10 protein-coding genes are annotated in these 16581 nt (G+C 54.9%); 9 read left to right on the forward strand and 1 reads right to left on the reverse strand.

From position 1 onward, the window contains the following. Positions 1-2 precede the first annotated feature (2 nt). From FF011L_RS24620 to FF011L_RS24640, 5 genes are all read left to right on the forward strand, one after another. On the forward strand, positions 3-1052 hold the full coding sequence (locus FF011L_RS24620; protein WP_145354587.1) for a hypothetical protein: 1050 nt from the start codon (positions 3-5) through the stop codon (positions 1050-1052). Then, positions 1049-1903 carry a hypothetical protein gene (locus tag FF011L_RS24625; protein ID WP_145354588.1) on the forward strand — a complete coding sequence of 285 codons (855 nt, stop codon included), beginning with the start codon at positions 1049-1051 and terminating at the stop codon, positions 1901-1903. The genes FF011L_RS24620 and FF011L_RS24625 overlap by 4 nt, the downstream gene beginning before the upstream one ends. Next, the gene (locus FF011L_RS24630; RefSeq protein WP_246109611.1) at positions 1896-2984 is read left to right on the forward strand and encodes a squalene--hopene cyclase; all 1089 of its coding nucleotides are present in this window, start codon (positions 1896-1898) and stop codon (positions 2982-2984) included. The genes FF011L_RS24625 and FF011L_RS24630 overlap by 8 nt, the downstream gene beginning before the upstream one ends. Positions 2985-3172: 188 nt before the next feature. After that, positions 3173-6253 (forward strand): TlpA family protein disulfide reductase, encoded by a 3081-nt coding sequence (locus FF011L_RS24635; RefSeq protein ID WP_218932865.1) that lies wholly within the window; start codon positions 3173-3175, stop codon positions 6251-6253. Between the two features lie 10 nt (positions 6254-6263). Next, positions 6264-7118, forward strand: a complete 855-nt coding sequence (locus tag FF011L_RS24640; protein ID WP_145354590.1) for a fumarylacetoacetate hydrolase family protein — start codon at positions 6264-6266, stop codon at positions 7116-7118. Positions 7119-7476: 358 nt separating this feature from the next. Here FF011L_RS24640 and FF011L_RS24645 read toward each other — a convergent pair whose 3' ends face one another. Next, positions 7477-8244, reverse strand: coding sequence for an RluA family pseudouridine synthase (locus FF011L_RS24645; protein ID WP_145354591.1), 768 nt, complete (start codon positions 8242-8244; stop codon positions 7477-7479). 133 nt (positions 8245-8377) lie between these two features. On the opposite strand from FF011L_RS24645, the gene FF011L_RS24650 reads away from it, so the two are divergent. The 4 genes from FF011L_RS24650 (at position 8378) to FF011L_RS24665 (ending at position 16390) form a co-directional block, all read left to right on the forward strand. Continuing rightward, positions 8378-9349, forward strand: a complete 972-nt coding sequence (locus tag FF011L_RS24650; protein WP_145354592.1) for a hypothetical protein — start codon at positions 8378-8380, stop codon at positions 9347-9349. Between the two features lie 1027 nt (positions 9350-10376). Beyond that, positions 10377-14444: a DUF1553 domain-containing protein gene (locus tag FF011L_RS24655; RefSeq protein ID WP_145354593.1), complete on the forward strand. Its 4068-nt coding sequence runs from the start codon at positions 10377-10379 to the stop codon at positions 14442-14444. After that, positions 14434-15864, forward strand: a complete 1431-nt coding sequence (locus FF011L_RS24660; protein WP_145354594.1) for a DUF1501 domain-containing protein — start codon at positions 14434-14436, stop codon at positions 15862-15864. Before FF011L_RS24655 ends, FF011L_RS24660 begins: the two co-directional genes overlap by 11 nt. A 76-nt stretch (positions 15865-15940) precedes the next feature. Further along, positions 15941-16390 carry an NINE protein gene (locus FF011L_RS24665; protein ID WP_145354595.1) on the forward strand — a complete coding sequence of 150 codons (450 nt, stop codon included), beginning with the start codon at positions 15941-15943 and terminating at the stop codon, positions 16388-16390. Positions 16391-16581: the final 191 nt, after the last annotated feature.

Consider the following 16581-nt stretch of genomic DNA (forward strand, 5'->3'; position numbering starts at 1 on the left):
CCATGATCGATCGAATCCTGACATCCTGCTTGGCCGTCTGTCTAACCATGGCGACCGCGTATCCAAAGGGACCACCACTCCAACAACCGCGTGCAAGCGTTGTGGCTGCCGACGTCCTGGTTTCGGCAAAAGCGAATCCGAATCCTCAAGCCAAGGATCAAGCCGCTCCAGCCGTCCAGAAAAAGGATGCCCCAAAAGAAAAGGATATCGCAAATGAGAAAGACAAAAAAACAGCAGAGGAGGACGCCAAGAGAATCAAGGCTTGGGTTGACGCAAAACTAAAGGTTGCCGAAGCCGCGAAACAGGCAAAAGCGGATGCAAAAAACAATGCCATCCAAGCAAACCGAAACAAGGCACAACGAAATCAGATCATCAGCCGATTGCGACCAGCGACAGATCTTGAACTAGCGTTCCTACGCCGCTGCTCTCAGCCGACCGACGAGCAACGGATGGTGATCGCCATCGACGTCACCGACATGTTGGAAAAACTGGCCGATGAAGGGAACAGTGCCATCAGCCAGCGAGGTGCATTTGTGCAGATCAATGGCAAGGTCGTCGAGAACCAAGATTCCCAACTTGGGCCGCAAGTACGACTGCGGAACAAAATTCGGGCGATCGCTAAAAAGCAGCTAACTGAAGAACAGTTTGCAGCCTACACGAAGGAATTTGACCTGCGTTCTGAAGCGGACAAACAGCGTTTGGTCGATCAAATCCTAATGCGCATTGATCAGTTCATTCTTTTGGAAGAAGAACAATACGACGTCATTGAGAAAGTCCTCACCAACAAAATCGAAAACGTCTCTTCGATGCGGTTCAATTTCCAGCCGTATGTCCTCCCCTCCATACCCGATGACTGGATTGTGCCTCACCTGTCGGAATCCCAGAAGAAAATCTGGACGCTGGCAAATAAACAGACCAGCTACTCCAGCCTGCAGTCCTCCAACACCTTCTTCAAAGAGAAATTTTGGGAACCGCCAGCCGAAGCGGTCGACGACGAAGCGAAACAAGCAGCGGGCGACATTGTCGACGGCCAGCCACAGGAGAAGAAATGAGTTGTCTATCGAAACGCTTTCAGGAAAAGCGGACGCCAGCGTGGATCATCGCAAAAGTGCTTTCACCAACATCTCTCGCCTGCGTCGTCATCATCGTCGCCAGCCTGATCGCTCAATCTTCACACGCTCAATTCCAAGCGATCGCAGCGGCGGGACAACCGATGATCCCCGACCGTCAATTCGATTCCTGGGTCTTTCAAAACTTAAAAAATGAAACGGTCTGCAAGGAAGTTTTAGAAGGGCAACTGGACAATCAAATTGAATTGATCGAAACCTACCTAAGCCTATCCGATGATCAAGAAAAAAAGATAAAGCTGGCGGGCCGCGGAGACATGCGTCACTTCTTCGATCAAGTCGAAATCCATCGAGCCCAATTCCGCGAGTTGCAGAGCGATCGCAAAAACGCCAATGTCATCTTCCAAAAAATTCAGCCGCTGCAATTACGAATGCAGAAAGGATTGTTCACCGAAGATTCGTTGTTTCAAAAGGTGCTGCTGAACACTCTTGATGAAGGGCAACGCAAGAAACATGAAGCCTGGCGGAAAAAGCGTGAAGCACGGCTAAGGCTGATCGTCATCCGCACCGCCTTAGCCGAAATCGAACAGCTGATTCCCTTACTGGATCATCAACGTAAGGCGTTGTTAACCGTCCTCACCGAGAACACCAACCTCGAACTCCAGCCGTCTGCGTACCTTAACTATTACATGCGTTACCAAATTGGGTTGCTGGACACGGACGCGATGAAATCGGTACTGGATGCAAACCAGCTGAAAGCCTTTAAAGCGTATGCCGCTCAAGGGCACGCCTACAAGCGATTCCTTCAACAACAAGGACTGCTTGCCGATGACTAATGTGACAAACATGCTTCTTCACCGTCGTTCGACGCTTCACCCACCGGTAGTGCGGTTGGCCATTTTTTTGTCCGTTCTGACAGTATCGTTTTGTGGAATCGATCAATCCGCTTGGGCTCAACTACCTGGTCAGCGTTACGGGGAAGTGGTTCCGCGTGATGTCCGCGAGATGTACGAGCGCGGCTTGATTTTTCTGGCGAAGTCCCAGGGAAACGAAGGGGAATGGCAGAACACTTCCCACCAGGGCCCAGGGGTTACTGGCATGGCGATCATGGCCTTCCTGGCATCGGGCGAGGACCCTAACTTCGGCCAGTACGCTGGCAACATTCGCTCGGGCTTGCAAGCGATCATTCGTGGGCAAGACGCCGACACGGGCTACTATGGCAACAGCATGTACCACCACGGTTTTGCCACGCTTGCCGTCGCCGAAGCCTACGGAACGGTCGACGATCGCGATTGGTCAGGCGATAAAATGCGTTCGCTTGGCAAGTCATTGGAACTAGCCGTGCGATCCTCACTGACCGCTCAAAAGAACAGTGAATTTAATGCCTGGCGATACTCTCCAACGTCGACCGATGCGGACACGTCCGTCAGTGGCGCGATCCTGGTTAGTTTGCTGGCGGCGAGGAATGCTGGGATCGAAGTTCCCGACAAGAACATCGATCAAGCGATTGGGTACTTCACCAGCATGACGTCCGACGGTGGGCAGGTCGGCTATTCCGGCGGCATGGGAGGCATGGGCGATTCGCTGGCACGCAGCTCGATCGCTTGCCTTGTCTATGCCGTCGCCCGCCGCAAGGATCTGCCGAAATTCAAAGCGACGGTCGCCCACCTGACCAGCAACCTCGAACAGCAAGCCCGCAGCTGGCCGGAATACACCCGTTACTACCAAGCTCAAGCCCTTTTCCAAGGGGATGTCGAAGCCTGGGAGAAATGGAATGTCGGTTTGGTGCGGCAACTGAAACCGATGCAGCAGACCGACGGCAGCTTCAAAGGCCAACTTGGACCGATCGCCGATACCTCACTATCCCTGTTGGCGATGGCCTTGAACTTTCGCTTCCTTCCGATCTACGAGCGATAACCGCCCCGCGATAAACCCTGAGCGACCAATCCATGTGCTGCTTTCTTTTCTCTCCGCAGGAATCGTCCTCCCGTACGCTTCCGGAAGCCGATGCCGCGACCGTGCGCAAAGGCAATGCCACCTGCTTTGGTACCCTGCGGACAGTTCCCATAGCGGCAACCGGCAAAGCAAAGAAGGCGTCAACGCAAATGCCCAAAGACTTGCGTCGTTCCGCACCAAAGGCAATTGGCGTGCGGCACGATTTTGCTCTGTTTGCGATGCCCAAAGCTTGGTCAGCGATCCTTCTCTCGTTAGTGGTCGGATTCACGTCCTTTTCGTCCGGCCCTCTTTCCGCCGATTCCCCAAGTGAAATCCGCCTACTGAAAAAGCAGTTTGCAAGTGGCGAATTGATCGGCGTTACCGAGCAGGATGAACTCTCCTGGAAACACCCGAATTTCACAGCTCCCTTTGCGTTCCCTCTGGAATCGGTGACCTCTGTTACCTTTGCAGCTCCGGCCGAAGCGATCACTGCGGAGGGGCAGTTTGGGCTTTATCTGCAAGACGGCAGCCTTCTCTATGGCGACCTAACCGCGTTGAACGAAGATCTCATTGGCCTGCGAACCACGGCCTTCGGCGAATTGCAGCTGAAACGACAACAGGTCCAACGCATCTTTCGTTGGCGCAGCGGCGAAGATTGCCTGTACGTCGGCCCAGGATCGGCTAGCCAATGGAAACAAACGGCCGACAGTGTTTGGCAACAGTCTGGGAATGGGCTGATTACCGAAATCCCCGGTTCGCAGTTATCAAAAGATATTTCGCTACCCGACCGAGCGATCATCGAAATCAAAATCGGTTGGCAGCAAGCGGCAAATTTTCGGCTTCTACTGGGAAGCGACCCGACAGCCGACGCGGAAGATAAGGAAGGAATCCAGAACCAGCAAGCACAGCTGCAGCGGGCACAGGGTATCAACACACGCCAACAACTGCCCAAACCTTCCCAGGCGTTTGCAATCGAAGCATGGGACGGAGACCTTGTCCTGCTCCGCGAACTCGACAAGACAGCCGACATCATGCAACTCGATACGATGGCGCAAAAAAACGGATATCTTCAGCTTTCAATCCTGCTTGATCAAACCAGCGGACGGATCATGGTCCAGAACATGGATGGCAAAGTGCTTGGCGACATGACATTGACGGGAAAGGATGTCAAACCGCAGACCGGGCTACTGTTCAAAGTCATGCGCGGCACCACTCGGCTGGATTCGCTTGTCATCCGCGAGGGAAAGGAGGGAATGTTCACGTCCGCCAATCGAAAATCGGCAACCGTCTGGACCGAAAACCAAGAAGCGTTCGAAGGAACCCTTCAATCGTTAACGGATGAAGGCAAATCGCTTGTCTTCGACGTCGCAGGAGAAAGCAAAACCATTGCTGCCGCAGACGTGCTTCAGGTGATTTTGAACCGCCCGCAGACAACCGTTCCGAACGCAGATGCGACACAACATCGCATCGCTCTCTCCACGCACTCGGGAATGCGAATTCTGGGCAAGGTGCAATCGGTCGAAAAAGGCCAACTGACTCTCCTGTCCGAAAACGCCGCCACGCCAGTCCAAGTCGACTTCGACAGCATTCGAGACTTCACACCCGTTAGCACGGGCGAACAAGCGGCGAACTGGATTGATAAAGTCGATACGACAGACCTTCTTTCGGACATATTGTCATCGAAACCGGCCTCCCTAAGCAGCCGAAAGCCGACCGACAAACCAGAGAACGCGAATCAACCTGCCGGTAAATCGAAGCCTGGACGCATCGGTGCATTCCGATCTGCCGGCACCGAACTGCGGGGACGACTAGAAGACGGACAAGCGAGCGAACAAGAATCTTGCTTCGTATTCGCGCCGGTTTTGGCGAATAACGCCGTAGCATTTAAGCCGAAAGCGGACGGGCAAATCGTTTACCGTGAATCCCCCCCTTCCAGCCCACCGACTACGACTTCAAATCGAAATGCTGCCATCCAAATGCGGGTGGCCATGCAAAGGGTTGTCGTTAATGGCGTCGTGCAAATGCAACGCGTCAACGCAAACGCAAACGCACAAAAGCCTCGTTCCTTCTCCAGTCCAACGCTGCATCTAAGGTCCGGAGATACCGTCGAATGCGAAATCCTATCGATCAATGAAGACGAGACATCCATTCGATACAAAGGGGACCTAAAGGCGATTCTCCCCAACGATCAGATCCGAGCCATTGAACTGATGGCCGTGCAAACCAACACGATCGAACCGGAAAAGCAGGAGCGACTGTTAACGGTCCCCAGAATGCGCCGCGACAACCCTCCGACTCATCTGCTTGTTTCGACCGACGGTGATTATCTGCGAGGCCGTTTGACCTACATGGACGATCGCATGGTCCGGATTGAAACCCGCTTGGAAGAACGCGAAATCGATCGCAAATACATCGCTCAGATCATCTGGTTGCACGCCGACGAGATCCGCGATTTCTCAGCCGACGAAAAGGAAGATGAAGAGAGCGATCAGGAAGCCGATGATTCCGAAAAGGAAACCTCTCCTGAAGCGATCGTCGAAATCCCCAAATACGCAGATCTAGCAGGCCAAGTCCAAGCGATCCGGGCCGACAATTCCCGGCTCTCCTTTGCTGCGACAAGTGTTAAGAACGGCGTCATTGCGGGAATCAACCCGTACCTTGGCGAATGCACTCAAGAAATAAAAAGCGTCGATCGCTTGCTGTTTGGAAAAAGCATCCAGCAGGACGATGCTTCCCTTCCGTTTGCCGAATGGCGTCTGCAGCACGCTCCCGACCCACTGGTCTTTCGCGCCGGTGCCGGTGGTGGGATGGACGGCCAGGGGTCACCCCTGGTCGGGCAACCCGCCCCCGATTTTGAACTCAAGCTATTAGGTGGCGAGAATTATCGATTAAGCGAACATAAAGGCCAGGTCATTGTTCTCGATTTTTGGGCTAGCTGGTGCGGCCCCTGCATGCAGGCCATGCCCGGACTGGATGCCATGGTCGAAGAATTCAATCACCCGAACTTGCAATTGATAGCCGTCAATTTACAGGAGTCCGAGGAACGGATTCGCCAAGCCCTTGAACGCCTGAAAATCGATCCCATTGTGGCGATGGACGAAACGGGCGACATTGCCCAGCGTTACGAAGCCACAGCGATCCCTCAGACGGTTGTCATCACCCCCGACGGAAAGGTCTCGCACTTGTTTGTCGGCGGCGGGGCCCGTACTCTGGAACAGCTCCGCAGTGCAATTTCCGAAGCTCTTAACTAGTAGTACAACGATGCGTTTTTGCCGTTATCAACTTGCTGATGGTTCGACAGGCCTAGGTGCCGCTTTTGAAGATGGAATCGTCTCTTTATCCGCACTCGATCCATCGCTGGTCGACAATATGGAAGCCCTAATGGGCGACCAAGTTGGACTGTCCGCACTTTGGCAACAAGCCCAACAGACGCCTCGACTAGAAGGATCTCCACGATTTCTAGCGCCGATTTTAAAACCGGAAAAGGTTATCTGTGTCGGATTGAACTATCGCGACCACGCCATCGAAACCAACAGTCCGATTCCATCCGAACCGGTCATCTTTAACAAGTTTCCTTCCACGCTGATCGGCCCCGAAGATACGATCGTCCTACCGCCGGAAAGCGAGCGGGTCGACTACGAAGCCGAACTGGTTGTGGTGATCGGAAAAACGTGCCATCGAGTGTCGACGGATAACGCCCTCGATTACGTATTTGGATATTCCTGCGGCCACGATGTATCGGCTCGCGACTGGCAAAAAGGCAAACCAGGTGGCCAATGGCTGCTGGGAAAAACCTTCGACACGTTTGCACCGCTGGGGCCCTTCGTGGCTCACAAATCGAGCATTGCGGATCCAGGGAAACTATCGATTCAGTTTCGACTAAACGGCGAAACGCTGCAGGATTCCAATACCGAACAATTAATCTTTTCGATCCCCGAAGTCATCTCCTACCTGTCCCAGGTCGTCACCCTAAAGCCGGGCGACTTGATCTATACCGGAACTCCCTCCGGCGTCGGCGACGCAAGAACCCCACCCCGTTACCTGAATGACGGAGACGTCTGCGAAGTCGAAATCGAAGGCCTGGGAGTATTGAGTAATCCCTGCAAACGCGAGTAGTCGTTGCAGCGGAACGTTTTCGCGTCAAGTCACCTCGCCTCGCTTATTGCAAAACAGTTGTCCTGACACAGCGTCCCCTCGTCGGTTTAACCGACAGGAACAAAAGATTTGGAATTAGAAGTGGTCACCCTCAGCGTGCTGCCGTCCGGTTCGGTATTAGGATATGTGATCTAACTTCAAATCTTTGATTCATGCCAGGCAAGCTGGCATGGGGCCTTTTCTCCCTGCCACACTTGCGACTTATTTATTGCACGCCTCAGGGAGGCGGAGCAACGAGGCGTGCAGGCCGGATTAAGTGTCCGCCGGAACGGCATCGCTATCGCTCTTTGGTCCGGCCTACTTAAAATTGACGATTGTTCTACGTTGCTTTTTCCCAGGCCTGCATCAGGGGACCAAACTTTTTGTTCCAGTCGACTGGCGGTTCTGCGGAAAATTGAAGCGGTACGGCTGTCTTGGGATGACGAAATCCCAGCTCCCAAGCGTGTAACGCGTGCCCTTGTCGCGAACCGCGATCCGACTCGCTGACTTCTGCCGGGACGTTTTTGCAGTAGGTTACATCTCCGGCGACGGGCAGCCCGCGTCTGGATGCCTGGACGCGAATCTGATGCATCCGCCCAGTGAACAATTCGATTCTCGCGAGCGTCAATCCATTTTCGACCGCCAAACGCCGAATCTCCAGTTTGGCCAATTGCCCCTCATCGGAATCGAAGGGGACGACTTCGCTACGGGGCTGCCCTTCCACTTTTCTCAAGCGGTCTTCCCAAACGTGGGTCCCTTCTGCCAACGTTCCCGACAGCAGGGCTAAATAGGTTTTCGTCACTTTGCGGCTTTGAAATTGGCCGCCAAATTGCCGCAGTGCCAGTTTGGATTTTGCGACCAGCAGCAGGCCGCTAGTCCATTGATCCAGTCGGTGGGGCAGTCCCAAAAACGGATCTTTGGCCAAGCTATCTCGGTTTCGAAGCTGCTGCTTTAGCAGCGGTTCGACCGCTAGAATTCCCTTAGCCGCTTGGCTGAACAGTCCGGCCGGCTTGTTAATCACCAGAAAATGCGGATCTTCATGCAAAATCGGTAGCGGACTGTCGGTCATCTTTGCGTTGTCTTTCGCGGGAACGATCTTGACACCCAATCAGAATTATCGGTATCCAGCCATCTGTCTTCGTCGATGATTGCCACCCGACAGGTCTAGCCGCTTGCTAGTTTATCGTTTTCGCTTCCACGCATTAGTGGGGTTACTGTTAGTAACCGCTACGGGGTGCCGCTTGGCATCCCCGATAGCTGTCTGGGCACCTGCGCAAATTCAGACGACCGTCGGTCAAAAACTGGTCCTGGCTCCAGTCAGTGGTCCGCCAGCCGTATCGGGTCAGCTCCATGCTTCGATCCTCGCGGCACAGCCGAAAGACCCGGGCCGACAGTTGACGCTGCGAACTCCAAAGCAGATCCAATCCGATGGCAGTGGCGCTATCCTTTTGGCATCGGCGACCGAGCTGGCTCACCCCGATCCGATGAGCGACCTGACGCTCCTTGCGTTGTCCAAACAAGCCAATGCGGACTGGCTTTTGATGGGAGAGATCATCCAGGACGGAGCCTCCCGCCGAAGATCCCAATCCGAGGCAGCAACCGGGCAAGCTGCCGACCCGCACGCCGCTATCGCAAATGGGCGGCTGTCGGTCGTCTGGCGTTTATACGACGTCAAAGCTGGCAAACCGGTCATCGATCACACGATGGTGATCGATACCGACTCCAGCATTCAAAAGCATCCCGACCTAGCGGGTTTAGCCGGCAGCGAACCGACGCTCCTGACGACCGCAGCCGGGCGAGAGGTCTGGTCGCTGTTAGCGCCGAATATTCGGCGAACGGAAATCGAAATTGCCCAGCCCTGGGGATTACCGGGAAGCCGTCAAACGCGTCAGGCCAACGAACTGGCAGCGGTAGGTCGCTGGCCGGAAGCGACGTCCCGTTGGGAGCAAGTTCTTAGCGACCATCCGCGGCAGCATGCGGCACAGCACAATCTAGCGATCGCCGCCGTCGCCGCTCAAGATTTCTCATTGGCAAGAGAACGCATTCACAAGGCACTTCGGCAACGCAACAGCCAGCACTATCGCCACACCGCGACCTGGATCGAAACCAGGCAGCGCGAGTACTACACCGCGTTTGGACTCCCCACGCCATCCGAAGGCTGGGCGGTCACAAACCCATGGGCGAGCGAATTCAGTGCTCCCCGCGAGCAGTAGCGAATCACCGAAGAAGAGTTCCATTGCGAACTTATGCCGAATGTCAGCGAACCTGGCATCTTGCGAGCGGTATTTCTAACGGATCGGCGCAAGCCGACCGGCAAATGTGCGCGGTTTATAGAGCGACAGCTGGCGGCTTGTTGATTTAATCGAAAACGGAAAAAGATTGTCGCCTTTCGCCCGGGAAAGTAACTTTGAGGGAGCGTTCTTTCGCGGGAGACGTACGTTTCATAAATAAAGAAAGTCTGGCTCCCCTCGCCCCTAAGCGAGCTCTTTGTTGCGGAAGAAATCTCTGCTAGCTCATTGCATGATCTCTGCCTCTTTGTTTGATTTAGTGGAGCTTGCTTGGGGGAGAGGCGCTGGGGGAGAGGGGGAGATTTCCAGGCGGCGATTTTGCAGCGAAGACGCGGTGAACGCCTGGGATTTGAAGCGATTATGCCACGCCTTGCCCATCGCTGTCGGCCCCTCTCCCCCAGCCCCTCTCCCCCAAAACAAGCCTTTGAATCGTACATAATTGCATTAGCTAACAAACCGTTGATCCAGTATCAAACCTGTGTTAAGCGAGCTTGTTTTGAGGGCGAGGGGAGCCAGACTTTCTTCATTTATAAATCGCACGTCCCAAGCGAAAGGCGACAATCACTAAATCAACAAGCGGCTTGCGCCGTTCCGCTAAGAAAATGCGCGAGCACGGATCCGAAAGACTACCGGAGCGGCGCGAGCCGACCGGCAAATGTGCGCGGCTTACAGCGCGACGGCCGGACGGCTTGCTGCGTTCCGCTACGAAAGTCGATGGCAGACAGAGTTCCATTCGACGACCTGCAAGTTGGAAACGGAACCCATGTAGGCGAGAGCTACCATGCCAGTCCAAATCGTTTTTTTGTGTTCACGGACCTCATGATCTATGATGGGGCACACCTCTCCCGTCTATTGACGTCCCGCCAGGAGCACTCCCCTGAACACTCTCTTCCCCGCCTTCAGTGGTGCGGTCTATCGCACTGCAGCTTTGCTTGTCGTTGCTGGAAGCTTCTTGCTTCTCGTCCCTTCGCTTGCGATCGCTGACGATTCCAATGCCAAACAGATTGAATTTTTCGAAAAACGGATCCGCCCTGTTCTGGTAGAGCACTGCTATGCCTGCCACAACTCGAACGATGCCGCCGATGGTGGCTTGATATTGGACCATGCGGAAGCGATGCGTGACGGGGGCGACGGGGGACCGATCATTGTCCCGCTGAAGCCTGAAGAGAGTCGCTTGCTGCCGATCCTGAAGCATGAAGTGGACGGCCTGGCGATGCCAGCGGAAGCTCCGAAACTGGACGATGACGTGATCGCCGATTTCGCCCGCTGGATCAAAGCGGGAGCCGTCGACCCGCGTGATGAAGCGCCCTCGTCCGAACAAGTCGAAGCGACGCTCTCCTGGGACGCCACCATGAAACGGCGTCAGCAATGGTGGAGCCTACAGCCGATAACCAATCCAGAACCACCCTCACTGGCCTCGTTGCAAACGCAGGCCCCGAAGGATTTCACTCAAGCCTTAAGCGATCAGCCAATCGATCGTTTTGTGCTGGAGAAAACCTTTGCGGCCGGACTTCAACCGGTCGCTCCTGCTGACGCCCATGTGTTGGTGCGACGCTTGTATTTCAGCCTGACCGGTCTGCCCCCTGATCCAGAAACATTGTCGATGTGGGCCGAACGCCTGCAAACATCCGACGGAGATTTGGATCCGCAAGCGATCGACGAACTGATCGATCATCTGCTGGAAAGCCCGCACTACGGCGAACGCTGGGCGCGTCACTGGATGGACTGGTTGCGGTACGCGGAATCACACGGCAGTGAAGGCGACCCATTGATTGATCAAGCATGGCGGTGGCGTGATTACATGGTGAGGGGACTGAACCAAGACGTCCCCGTGGATCAATTGATCCGGGAACATATCGCGGGGGATTTACTTGCTTCGCCACGCACCAGCGCCAACGGTGAAATCAACGAATCGGCGATCGGCCCGGCCCACTGGCGAATGGTCTTCCATGGCTTTACTCCCACAGACGCCTACGACGAACGGGTCCGGTTCACCGACGACCAAATCAACACGGTCAGCAAAGCGTACCTCGGACTGACGGTCTCATGTGCCCGCTGCCACAATCACAAATTTGATGCCATCAGCCAACAGGACTATCACGCATTCTTTAGCATCTTGGCGTCCTGCCGACCGGGCCGGACCGCCATCGAAACCGAGACCCATCTGAATGCAAAATCGAACGAACTGAGCGAACTGAAAACGCAAATCCGAGAAGCGATTGCCGCCGACTGGCTAAAAGATTTAAGCGTCACTCCCGCACAGCTAAAAACCCTTCCATGGCACACCGCTTTCGCACAACAAACTGCGGCGGCAGCCCCGGATACCGAACCGGCCATTGCCGAACATCTGCAGCAACTGCAAAACGATTTGCGATCACAACAAGAACAATGGACAGCCTTCACCGCGGCCGCGGGCGACAGCTTCATGGACACCGCAGCCTGTGCGACCTGGACTGCAACCGGCAACGGTTTATCCGCTGGGCTGGATTCAACCGATGCCATCCTTGGTCCCGCCGGCCAATTCAGCCTGACGACCGAAGGGGAGCAAGGAATTCGCTTAATTTCGCCAGCAGCGATTCTGTCCGATCGTCTATCGGACAAACATGCCGCTCGCCTCTCCTCAGCAGATTTCCTTGCCGAACCGAACAGCGAGCTCTGGGTTTTGGCACAGGGAACCGGCGGGGCGGCAGTCCGCTTTGTGGTCCGCGATTACCCGCGCATCGGAACCGTCTACCCGATCCAAAACCTTAACCCTGAATGGACTTGGCATCGCTTTGACCTGAGCTACTGGGCTGGGGACACGATCCATATCGAATTGGCCGCAGCACAAGATGCACCATTGCTGGTGAAACCCAATTTACGTTCGGCGATCGGAATCCGAGCCGCTGCGCTCGTCCCCAAGGGCTCCCCTGCTCCACCGGTCATCGCTCCGATCCAGTCGATTCTCAGCAGTGCTGCCGAATCCTCCGCCACCACTTGGCAGCAACTTGCTGACCAGTACCAACACGGTTTGCGTCAAGCAATTGAAGCCTGGTCCAATCAAACGCTTACCAACGACCAGGCATTGCTGTTAGAGGCGGCCCGAAAACATGGCCTGGTCAGCAATGAAATCCAACGGCTTTCGACCGCAGGGCCACTGCTTACCCAGTATCGAGAAATCGAAAACCAAGTCCCTGTCCCGACTCGAGTTCCCAGCCTGGAAGAAGCGGGCGGCAGCGACGCACCATTGTTTATTCGTGGCGACCACAAACAACCAAGTGACGTCGTACCGCGTCGGTTCTTGGAAGCCATCGACGGCACCCCATACGAAACCCAGCTAAGCGGGCGTCTGGAACTAGCGGATGACCTTCTGCGTGCAGACAATCCGCTGACCCGCCGAGTCTTCGCCAACCGCATCTGGTATCATCTGTTCGGACAAGGTTTGGTAGCGACGCCGGATAATTTTGGGCGAGTCGGCGCATCCCCCAGCCACCCGGAACTACTCGACTGGCTGGCCGTGCAACTGACCGAAAACGATTGGTCGCTTAAGCAGCTGATCCGCCAAATCGTTCGCTCGAAAACCTGGCAACTGTCTTCACAGACTCCGCCTGAAACTTTCGTCATCGATCCAGAGAACCGCTGGCTGTCGCACGCCAATGTACGGCGACTAGAAGCCGAATCGATTCGAGATTCACTGCTAAACATCTCGGGCATCCTAATCCCCACGGTCAGTGGAGCCCCCGTCAGCGGCGAAACACCACGACGAAGCATTTACGTTCAAGTGATCCGCAATAACCTTGATCCGTTTTTGCGAGTCTTTGACTTTCCCGAACCGTTTAGTGCCGTCGGACGACGGGATGCAACCAACATCCCTGCTCAGTCGCTGACGATGTTGAACGCACCGCTTGTTGCACAAACCGCCGAATCCTGGGCTCGTAAAATCCAACAAGACGCAACTACGGAAAACGAACGCGTCTCGCGGATGTTCCAGCAAGCATTCTCCCGCCTTCCGTCCGACCAGGAAACACAATGGGCGATCCAATACTTGAGGGAAACCGAGCAACGATTACACGTTCGCGATGAACAGCGTCAACGTTTGCAGGAAAAACAAGATGGATACAAGAAAAGGCTACAGGAACTGAACAACCAAGTGGTCGCCCGCATCCTGAATCAACGCGGAGAGGCACCACAGGAAACCAAGATCGACATCCCTCCTCCGATAGAAACGTGGGCCTTCAGCAACCAGTTGTCGGTTGGCCGACCCAACGAATCGGCCATCCCCAACGTGGAGATTAAGGGAGGAGCAAGCCTTGACGAAAAGGGCCTGACGGTCCGCGACCAAGGCTACGCACTCAGCCAGCCGATCACGAAAACGCTGACCGCCAAAACCCTTCTCGCTTGGGTTCAACTGGACAACCTTGCTCAACAGGCAGGAGGCGTCTTTTCGATTCAGTCCAAATCGGGCGACGTGTTCGACGCCATCGTTTATGGCGAGCGGATTCCGGGCCAATGGCTGGCGGGCAGCAACTCGTTTGCTCGCACACAATTCTTCACGGGCCCCGAAGAAACCGAAGCCGACAAACAACCGGTTCAGATTGCCATCAGTTACCACGCCGATGGACAGGTGATGGGATACCGCAATGGCAAATTGTACGGCAGTCCCTACAAGAGCAACGGCCCACAAACCTTTGCTGCCAACGAAACGATCGTCAGCTTCGGGTTACGGCATTTACCAGCGACGGGAAATCGTTTCCTGAGCGGGAAAATCCTCCGAGCGGAATTGTATGACTACGCACTTTCCGCCCCGCAGGTTGCACAAACGATGACCGCCCTCCCCTCCTACGTTTCCGACGAAGAACTGCAAGCCACAATGACGACTGATGAATCGAAGGAGTTCGCGCAGTTAACGGCCAGTGCCGAACAGATCAAAGCAGAACTAGAACCGTTTGAAAAACTTCCCCACCCCATCGATGCGAACGCGAACTGGACCGAATTGGCTCATGCGTTATTAACAGCAAAGGAATTCATCTATGTTCGCTGAACTCTCAAGACGTCGTTTACTACAGCAAACGTCCAACGGTTTTGGTGCCATCGCACTTAGCAGCCTTCTTAGCGAGCAAGCGACCGGGAAACCGAACGCGACTGCCAAGGAACAAGCATCGAAAACGCACCACCAACCGGTCGCGAAACATGTCATTTTTTGTTTCATGTCGGGCGGAGTCTCCCATGTGGATTCCTTCGATCCCAAACCCAAACTAAAAAGTTTGCACGGCAAATCGATGCCCGTCGATGTTGAACGGACTCAGTTCAACAATAACGGGAACATCATGGGCAGCCCTTTTCAGTTTCAGCCGTCGGGCGAAAGTGGTTTACCCATCAGCGAGATCTTTCCTCAACTGGGCACGGTTGCCGACGAACTGGCAGTCATTCGTTCGATGACGACGCCTGTCAACGAACATGCGCAGGGCAATTACTTCATGCATACCGGGTTTCCGTTTATGGGACATCCGACCGCCGGTGCTTGGTGCAGTTATGGGCTGGGAACCGAGAACGAAAACCTCCCCGGCTATGTCGTGCTGCAAAGCGGCGGCGCCACCCCACCACTCGGCGGCGTAGGGATCTTTAGCAACGGTTTCCTACCTGCCGTCCATCAGGCGTCGATCCTACAGGCAGACAAGGCTGCCGCCGTCCGCAACATCCAACCTCGGCACTCTCGTGCGGACCAACAAAAACGTCTGGAATTTGCAAACCAGTTGGACCAGTCTTTCCTCGAAGCGACTTCCGGGAATGCTCAGATCGAAGCGGCGATCCAGAACTATGAAACCGCTTTCCGAATGCAAACCGCAATCCCAGAACTTTGCGACATCAGCGATGAATCGGAAGCGACCCGGGAGATGTACGGGCTAAATTCTTCGCAGACGCAAACCGCCTCCTATGGTCGACAATGCCTGCTGGCCCGACGACTGGTTGAAAAAGGGGTTCGGTTCATCGAATTGAGTTGCCTTAATCAAGGGATTGGCGCCGGGGGAGCTCCGAACCCATGGGACCAACATGGTCAATTGGAACTAGGCCACCGGACCATGGCATCCCAGGTCGACCAACCGATTGCGGCGTTGATCAAAGACCTACGCCAGCGCGGCTTGTTGGACGAGACGCTTATCGTGTGGGCCGGCGAGTTTGGTCGGACTCCCTTTTCGCAGGGGAGCGATGGCCGCGACCATAATCCGTTCGGTTTCAGTGTTTGGCTGGCGGGCGGCGGCGTCAAAGGGGGCATCGCCTACGGGGCCACGGATGAACTGGGGTACCACGCCGTCGAAAACAAAACGACCGTTTACGACCTATGGGCAACGGTGCTTCACCAAATGGGAATCGATCACGAACGCTTGACCTATCGTTACAGCGGTCGCGATTTCCGCCTGACGGATGTGCATGGGAACGTGTTGACCGATATTTTGGCATAGTTGGAAACTTGGTGTTTTCAGGCAAAAAAAATGCCGATCTACCCAAGATTCCGCGATTCCTAACGAATAGCAAACCATGTCCAACACGCACCAAACCGCTCCCGTCCATGCCGCCGGCTCTCCCTCGGATGTCCCGCCAACGCATCCCGCGTTTTTTGGGTATCTGTTCTGGATCGTCGGTTTTTTCGGCGTCCACCGTTTCTATTACGGGAAAAATTTAACCGGCATCCTGTGGTTCTTTACCGGCGGAGTTTTTCTGATCGGTTGGATAATCGACCTGTTCCTGATTCCCCAAATGGCAGAGGAAGCCGAAGCGAAATATCCGGCAGGCCCCTACGATTACAACCTCGCTTGGCTGTTGCTGCTTTTGCTGGGCGTGTTTGGAGCCCACCGGTTCTACATGGGAAAGATAGGAACAGGAATCCTCTACGCACTGACGGGCGGGCTGTTTGGTATCGGAATCGTCTACGACACGCTAACGATCAACGACCAGCTGACAGACCTGAACCTAGAAGAGCGTCGCTAAACCGCGTCGGCAGCAAGATGCGAAGCAAGCGATACGTGTCAGACGTGCCTCGGCGAAATCGTTAGAGATCAGGGATTCGATTTACGGATGCCACTTTGCATTCGAAACGCTATTTCCCGCACGATCGTTAGCCTTCCTGCAATACGTCTGGCCCTGCGCATCGACCTCGGACTGCAGACCAACGGACCAAT

The organism is Roseimaritima multifibrata, assembly GCF_007741495.1.
Taxonomy (GTDB): domain Bacteria; phylum Planctomycetota; class Planctomycetia; order Pirellulales; family Pirellulaceae; genus Roseimaritima; species Roseimaritima multifibrata.

What these genes read in the sequence shown, in the direction of transcription:
- FF011L_RS24640 (WP_145354590.1), top strand. Translation starts at nt 6,264, where the DNA reads ATGCGTTTTTGCCGTTATCAACTTGCTGATGGTTCGACAGGCCTAGGT.
- FF011L_RS24665 (WP_145354595.1), top strand. Translation starts at nt 15,941, where the DNA reads ATGTCCAACACGCACCAAACCGCTCCCGTCCATGCCGCCGGCTCTCCC.
- FF011L_RS24635 (WP_218932865.1), top strand. Translation starts at nt 3,173, where the DNA reads ATGCCCAAAGACTTGCGTCGTTCCGCACCAAAGGCAATTGGCGTGCGG.
- FF011L_RS24660 (WP_145354594.1), top strand. Translation starts at nt 14,434, where the DNA reads ATGTTCGCTGAACTCTCAAGACGTCGTTTACTACAGCAAACGTCCAAC.
- FF011L_RS24620 (WP_145354587.1), top strand. Translation starts at nt 3, where the DNA reads ATGATCGATCGAATCCTGACATCCTGCTTGGCCGTCTGTCTAACCATG.
- FF011L_RS24625 (WP_145354588.1), top strand. Translation starts at nt 1,049, where the DNA reads ATGAGTTGTCTATCGAAACGCTTTCAGGAAAAGCGGACGCCAGCGTGG.
- FF011L_RS24630 (WP_246109611.1), top strand. Translation starts at nt 1,896, where the DNA reads ATGACTAATGTGACAAACATGCTTCTTCACCGTCGTTCGACGCTTCAC.